The sequence below is a fragment of the Maribacter sp. genome (genome assembly GCF_049667165.1).
Taxonomy (GTDB): Bacteria; Bacteroidota; Bacteroidia; order Flavobacteriales; family Flavobacteriaceae; genus Maribacter_A.
The window spans coordinates 1-6,930 of sequence record NZ_JBATHS010000264.1 but is presented as its reverse complement, the minus strand read 5'-3'; the positions used below and the strand labels follow the sequence as shown (position 1 = coordinate 6,930).

The 6,930-nt window shown below is 42.3% G+C and carries 6 protein-coding genes; 3 read left to right on the top strand and 3 right to left on the bottom strand.

Annotated features, from left to right (window positions below):
• The 3 genes from WBM98_RS12805 to WBM98_RS12795 form a co-directional block, all read right to left on the bottom strand.
• Positions 1-2,303, bottom strand: a 2,303-nt coding sequence (locus WBM98_RS12805) for a glycoside hydrolase family 2 TIM barrel-domain containing protein (RefSeq protein ID WP_424366413.1), incomplete at its 3' end; no start/stop codon positions are given.
• 122 nt (positions 2,304-2,425) lie between these two features.
• Positions 2,426-3,271, bottom strand: coding sequence for a DUF2911 domain-containing protein (locus WBM98_RS12800; RefSeq protein WP_424366412.1), 846 nt, complete (start codon positions 3,269-3,271; stop codon positions 2,426-2,428).
• Between the two features lie 90 nt (positions 3,272-3,361).
• Positions 3,362-4,525, bottom strand: a complete 1,164-nt coding sequence (locus tag WBM98_RS12795) for a hypothetical protein (RefSeq protein ID WP_424366411.1) — start codon at positions 4,523-4,525, stop codon at positions 3,362-3,364.
• A gap of 97 nt (positions 4,526-4,622) precedes the next feature.
• Here WBM98_RS12795 and WBM98_RS12790 point away from each other — a divergent pair, with 97 nt between their 5' ends.
• The 3 genes from WBM98_RS12790 to WBM98_RS12780 all read left to right on the top strand — a co-directional run.
• Positions 4,623-5,117, top strand: coding sequence for an SRPBCC family protein (locus WBM98_RS12790; RefSeq protein ID WP_424366410.1), 495 nt, complete (start codon positions 4,623-4,625; stop codon positions 5,115-5,117).
• A gap of 1 nt (position 5,118) precedes the next feature.
• Positions 5,119-5,808, top strand: a complete 690-nt coding sequence (locus WBM98_RS12785; RefSeq protein ID WP_424366409.1) for an SDR family NAD(P)-dependent oxidoreductase — start codon at positions 5,119-5,121, stop codon at positions 5,806-5,808.
• Position 5,809: 1 nt separating this feature from the next.
• On the top strand, positions 5,810-6,930 hold a 1,121-nt coding region (locus WBM98_RS12780), incomplete at its 3' end, for a cryptochrome/photolyase family protein (RefSeq protein ID WP_424366408.1).

Sequence of the window (6,930 nt, the reverse complement as noted above, 5' to 3'; positions counted from 1 at the left end):
GAGGTGATTTCGAGACCGTCACCACTATCAGCCGTTCTAAATGTCCTTGGGATATAATCGCTAAGTTGAAATTGCCCGTAGGCCATCAAATGATCCCTAGGAACCAAAGGAGTTGCTTGCTTGGTATATGCATATAGATTTAGAAAATACTCTGCTTTTGCATCATTGAGTTCGGGGAGGTCAATTAGAACGGATTTTGAGTCTTTGGCAGGTACATCGAGTGTGGGTAGTACGCCCGTGGCAATTTCCAAGCCGTTTTCGAATAATTTCCAAATAAATGTGAACTGGTTCAGATTAAGGAAATCATACTTATTTAGAATTGATATATTTCCGGTCTTCTCATTTTTTTCCTTGAATTTTATATATTGATAAACCTTCTTCACCTCATACAAAGAGGGATGTTCGCTCCGATCGGGGTTCACCAATCCGTTCAAACAAAAATTTCCATCATTCTGATAATCCTTTCCACCTAAATCACCTCCATAGGCCCAATACTCTTGCCCTTGTTCATTTTTCGTCAGTAATCCTTGATCCACCCAATCCCATATAAATCCCCCTTGCAAGACATCGTATTTTTCGATCACATCCCAATATTCCTGAAGATTGCCCACGCTATTTCCCATGGCATGCGCATATTCACATTGGATCAAAGGTCTTTTAGGGTTATTCTCTGCATAGGCGACCATATCGGGAATCTGCATGTACATGGGTGCCTGGATATCCGTATTTTCGTATTGTGTTGCCCCTTCATACTGTACGGGGCGCGTTGTATCATGGGCCTTGAGCCAATCGTAAGTTGCATGGAAATTGGCCCCGTTACCCGCCTCGTTCCCTAAGGACCATGTAATGATACTGGGATGGTTCTTATCCCTTTCGAACATGCGTATGGTACGATCTAAATGCATTGCCTTCCACTGCGGCAGATAGGCCGGATGGACTTTCTGCGCTTCCAAATCCGTGTCGAGTCCTTGATTCGTGGCCCCCATACCATGATTTTCGATATTTGCCTCATCGATAACATAAAAACCATAGGTGTCACACATACGATAGAAATGGGGGTTCTTAGGATAGTGGCTACAGCGAATCGCATTGAGATTATGTTGCTTCATAACCGTAAGGTCCTTTAAGGTAAGTGCTTCACTGACTACATGGCCCGTTTTTTCATCATGGTCATGAAGGTTGGCCCCTTTCAGTAAAACCGCCTTGCCATTTACCATAAATTGGTTGTTCTTGATCTCCACTTTTCTAAAACCTACTTTCACTGTAGTTGCCTCTAAAATGGAACCATCCTCCTTTAACAGGTTTATCAACAAGGTGTACAAGTTTGGGGTTTCGGCATTCCATGTTTTTATATTAGAAAGTGCCTTTTCAAATACAAGCTGCTTTACCCCTTCACCATCTTCAAGTTTTCGGGTCTCTGCATACATTTCTTTTTTACCGTCCAATAATTTTATTTGGGCGCTTCGCGCTTCGTTCCCTGTTCCATGTACAACGTCTAACTCTAGTTTTAAGAGGCCATCGGTATAGTCATTTTCCAAGTCTGCGGAAACCTTTATATCTTTAATGGTCGTTTTATGGGTCGCATAGAGATAAACATCCCGATCGATACCGCTCAATCGCCAAAAATCCTGGTCCTCCATATAACTGGCATCGGACCAGCGGAGCACCTGTACCGCCAAAGAATTTTCTCCACTATGCACAAATTTGGTGATATTATAGGCTGCGGGTGTCTTACTCCCTTCATTATATCCCACCATTTCACCGTTCACCCATATATACATCGCACCACTGACACCCTCAAAATGAAGGTAAATTTCCTTGTCGTTCCATGTATCCGGAATTTCAAAGTGGCGTTTGTAACTTCCCACAGGATTGGTTTCATGGGGAATATGGGGCGGATTAGGAGGAAACATATAGGTGACGTTGGTGTAAAAAGGAATCCCATGCCCTTGTATTTCCCAATTGGAAGGTACCGGTATTGTATCCCATCCCCTTACGTCAAAGTCATTTTTATAAAAGTCCGTTGGTCTTTTCATGGGATTTTCAGCGTAGTAAAAATCCCAAGTCCCGTTCAAGGATCTATATAGAGATGATTGCTCCCAACTTTCATTTTCAAGTGCCCCTTCAACACTGGTATATCTATAAAAGGAGGCTGTGGGTGCTTCACGGTTTATTTGGAATATCTCAGGATTTTCCCATTCGGGATTCTCCCATCGATCAGCCGTATAGGTGGGCATTTCGGCAGCATTTTCACAAGAAACTAAGATCATTAAAATGGCGGAATAAGATATTAATCGAAACATACCTCTAAATTGGTTTGTTAAACTAACAAAAATACGATATTACCTTCTTTTGTGTAGGTTTTGCGCCATAAAAAAACCCTGACGATATCGTCAGGGTTTCACTAAAAATATGTTGTATAAGGTTACATGGCACCCCACTCCTTCAAGGAGTCTTTGTTCATTTTAACATAATCCATATTACCGGCGGCCTCAGCACCTGCCAACGATTTTTTTGCCGTGGCTATGGCTCCTTTTTTGTCACCTGCCTTAGCTTGGATCAACGATTGTTGTCTCAATTGCCAATATGCAGGTTCTTTGGTCATGGCCATGGCCTTGTCCATCCATTCCTTGGCTTTGTTGATATCCTTTCCTGTAGAGGCATAATACACGGCAGCAGCATAATAATCATTGCCTCCTGGACCATCTAACACCTTTGTGATACTTTCCACGACCGTGGCATCGGTAGGCACTTCAAATTTTACGCCAACATAGGTTTTTTCCCATAGTATGCCGAGCGTTGCACTGTCATTGCTCAATTCATCGATGACTATCATAAAAGATTCCACATCCATAGGCATCGCTTGTACCTCTGCATTCGTTTTTGCTGCTACCTTGCTATCATCCCACTTTTGAGGAGTACCCCAATTATTAGTGTCAGAATAAAAAATAATTTCCCAAGATGATGCCCCTGGTTTGGTAAATATCGCATAAGAACCAGCCTTAAGTTCTTGCCCATCAATAGTAACATCGGTACTGAATTCGATGGTGGTGTTCTTATTGGCACCGGTACGCCACAGTTTATCATAAGGCACCAAATCACCAAAAATGGTCCTGCCACGCATAGAAGGTCTAGAATATTCAATGGTTACATCGGTCAACCCGACGGTTTGCTTCAATGTTGAGGACGGACTTGGTTGTGGGGTTGTAATTTGGGCTTCCATAGTCATGGAAACCAAAAATACACTTACTAAGAATACTAATTTTTTCATTTGTTGTTGCTTTTTAGTTTTTCCAAAACTAAAGATAAACCGGGGTTGGCCTTGTTAATAAACTCTTAAATAAACCAGTGTGATAAGATTTCAATAGGTGATGAACGCCTTTGAAAGTATTCGGTCACCAAGATAAAAAGTAAGGTAATATACCCCTGATTCAAATGGGGTTACATCCACCGCATTCTCGCCCATATCATTGCCCAATTGGAACCGCAGCATCTTACCTGTGCTATCGAAGATGGCTTGTGCCATAACGGCCTTATCAGTATCTAAATTAAAATAAAGTACATTGGAATCGTAGCTCCCATAAAGTATTAATCGATCTTCTCCTGAATCGATATCAGGCGCATTCCCTTCCTCAGGGGTTTCTTCATTTACGTCCTTGTCTTCCTTGAATTGGACACTATACAACATGGGATCCAATGCTATGGCCGGAGTAGTTCTCTGAAATTCTTCAGTTCCAATAAAATAACGCTGAGCGGTGATGCTGGTGATTGCCTCGACTTGTCCAAAACCGATATCGAGTGGTATGCGTTCTACCTCATTGGCAAAAATTGAAGCTGTGTCCACATCCTTCATCCGCAACAAAAAGGGTGCTAACATGTTCGAATAGCCCACCAATACCAAATCATTGGTGTCTTCATTGAACGAAGCTCCAGTGATAAGGCCATCGACGGCATAGGCCGTTTCCCTTCTCGCGACCTGGTTTCCTGCTGCCTTGGGTAGGGAATACGCCACTGTGCCTTCATCGATCCATTGTTTCGTGAATATCCATAAACGATCATCGATAACCGTTAAGGACTCGGCATCCCAATTGCTTTTTCCGATATCGACGAAAGTTTCCTGATCTTCGTACTGGAAATTGATGATTTCCGCGGTAACCGTTTCGCTTTGGTCAAAATCCTCCTTTAAAATCTTATAAACGGCCAAGTCCGATCGTGTACCTGAATAATTTCCGATATCCCCAACATAAAAATAATCCTCATCCTGGGAAATATCCTCCCAATCTATATTTACAGCATTGGAAACCGTCACCCTTCTGGAAATCGCCATACCCACCGTATCCAGAGCATAAAGCACAGGTTCATTGCCCGAATCATTATGGGAAATCAAATGTCCGTCATAGAAAACATGTCCGGAGTTTTCCCGCAGCTCCTGGGGCATCTGCCCTACAACCCGCACATCGACCTGGGCACAGACCCACGAAGAAAGAAGAATGGGAACAATATGTAGTATTCGTAATCGCATCATGTCTTTCGAAAGCTCAATGTACAAAATAGAAATGAATCCATTATTTTTTTATTGTTTAATGTTTTTGTATTTTTGTTAAACATTTTACGAGATTATCATGAAACTATATCAATTGCATGCCAAACAATCCCTACCTATCGATAAAGTCAAGGCTTGGGAATTTTTAGCAAATCCCAAGAACCTAGCCACCATAACGCCCAAACATATGGGTTTCCATATTTTATCCGGGGCTGAAAGGCCCATGTTTCCGGGACAGATCATTCAATACAGGGTCACCCCGTTCACAGGCTTCTCGACGCGTTGGGTATCGGAGATAACCCACGTCTTGGAAGGTGAATACTTTGTGGATGAGCAACGTTTCGGACCTTACAGCCTGTGGCACCATAAACATTTTATAAAACGTATTCCCCATGGTGTTCTTATGGAGGATATTATTGATATAAAGCTTCCCTTTGGGTTTTTGGGCCGTATGGTTTATCCGATAATAAAAAAGCAACTGATCAAAATTTTTGACTATCGGGAGCAAAAACTAACCGAACGCTTTGGTTCTATAGCAGGCATAACAAATTCAATGAACATAAAATCCATTTAAAATGAAAAACATTCTATTAATTGGGGGTTCCCATGGCATTGGACTTTCATTGGCCAGAATCCTCCAAAAAAATCACAATGTCTATATCGCTTCGCGTACTTGGGAAGTTACCGACCTTCCCAACGTATCCCATTTACGATTCGATGCAACCAAAGATTTTTTGGATACGTCCGAATTGCCGGATCAAATTGATGGTTTTGTTTATTGTCCAGGAAGTATTAACTTAAAACCATTTAAGATGTTATCCTTGGAAACCTTCAAAGAAGACATGCATCTTAACTTTTTCAGCCTGGTCAATGTGGTTAAGGACATCATGCCCTTATTATCTGACGGATCGAGTATGGTCTTTTTCAGCACTGTGGCCGTTCAGACAGGTATGCCCTTTCACACCAGTGTCGCGGCTGCCAAAGGGGCCATAGAGGGCTTTACTAAATCGTTGGCGGCCGAATATGCCCCAAGAATAAGGGTGAATGCCATTGCCCCTTCCTTGGTCGATACGCCCTTATCGGCCCGCTTATTGAACAATGACAAAAAAAAGGAAATGATGGCCGAGAGGCACCCTTTGAAAAGGGTTGGAAATACCGAGGATTTAGCCCAAATTGCCCGATTTTTGCTCAGTACCGATAGTGCGTGGATAACCGGACAAATATTAGGTGTCGATGGTGGGCTTTCAACACTCAATGTCAATTAATATGAAAAACAAGGTATCGATATTTTGGTTTAGACGTGATTTACGCTTAGCGGATAACAAAGGGTTGACCCATGCGCTACGGCAATCCTCCAGGGTGCTTCCTATTTTCATTTTTGATACCGAAATTTTAAGCCAATTACCAAAAAACGATGCCAGGGTTACCTTTATTCATGAATCATTAGGTGGTATCAACAAGGTATTAAAGGAAAAATACGAGAGTTCCTTGGGCATGTACCATGGTGAACCGATGGAGATATTCAAAACCTTGGTGCAAGACTTCGATATCGATTCCGTGTACACGAACCATGACTATGAACCCTATGCCATACATCGCGATGGCCAAATAAAAGAATTTCTTGTGGGTAAAAATATCCCCATGAACACGTATAAGGACCAAGTGATTTTCGAAAAGGATGAAATTGTAAAATCGGATGGAGATCCCTATGTGGTCTATACGCCTTATAAAAATAAATGGAAGGAAAAGTTCAATCCCGAGACCCTCTCAAAACATATTGAAAGCAAGCCCCTTACAAACAACTACCTTCAAAACACCGAACTCCCCTATCTGAAATTAGAAGATTTGGGATTTGAAAGATCATCAATTGAAGTGCCCGATTTTGACATCTCGGATCACTTTATCGAAAATTATGAGGCTACAAGAAACTTCCCTGCTAAAATTCATGGCACCTCTAGAATCGGGCCGCATTTGAGGTTTGGGACGGTCTCTATACGAAATATCGTGAAAAAAGCCATTGAAGCGAAGAACGAAGTGTTCTGGAATGAATTGATCTGGCGCGAATTTTTTATGCAGATACTTTGGCATTTCCCAAAAACGGTCAACCATGCCTTTAAACCGAAGTATGACCGCATACCCTGGCGGAACAATGAAGAGGAATTTGAAAAATGGAAGTCGGGACAAACCGGATACCCCTTGGTCGATGCGGGTATGCGTCAACTAAATACAACCGGCTACATGCACAACCGTGTGCGTATGTTGGTGGCCAGTTTTCTCTGTAAACACCTCTTGATAGATTGGCGCTGGGGAGAGGCCTATTTTGCCGAAAAGTTGCTGGATTTTGAACTAAGCTCCAACGTTGGTAATTGGCAATGGGCAGCTGGCAG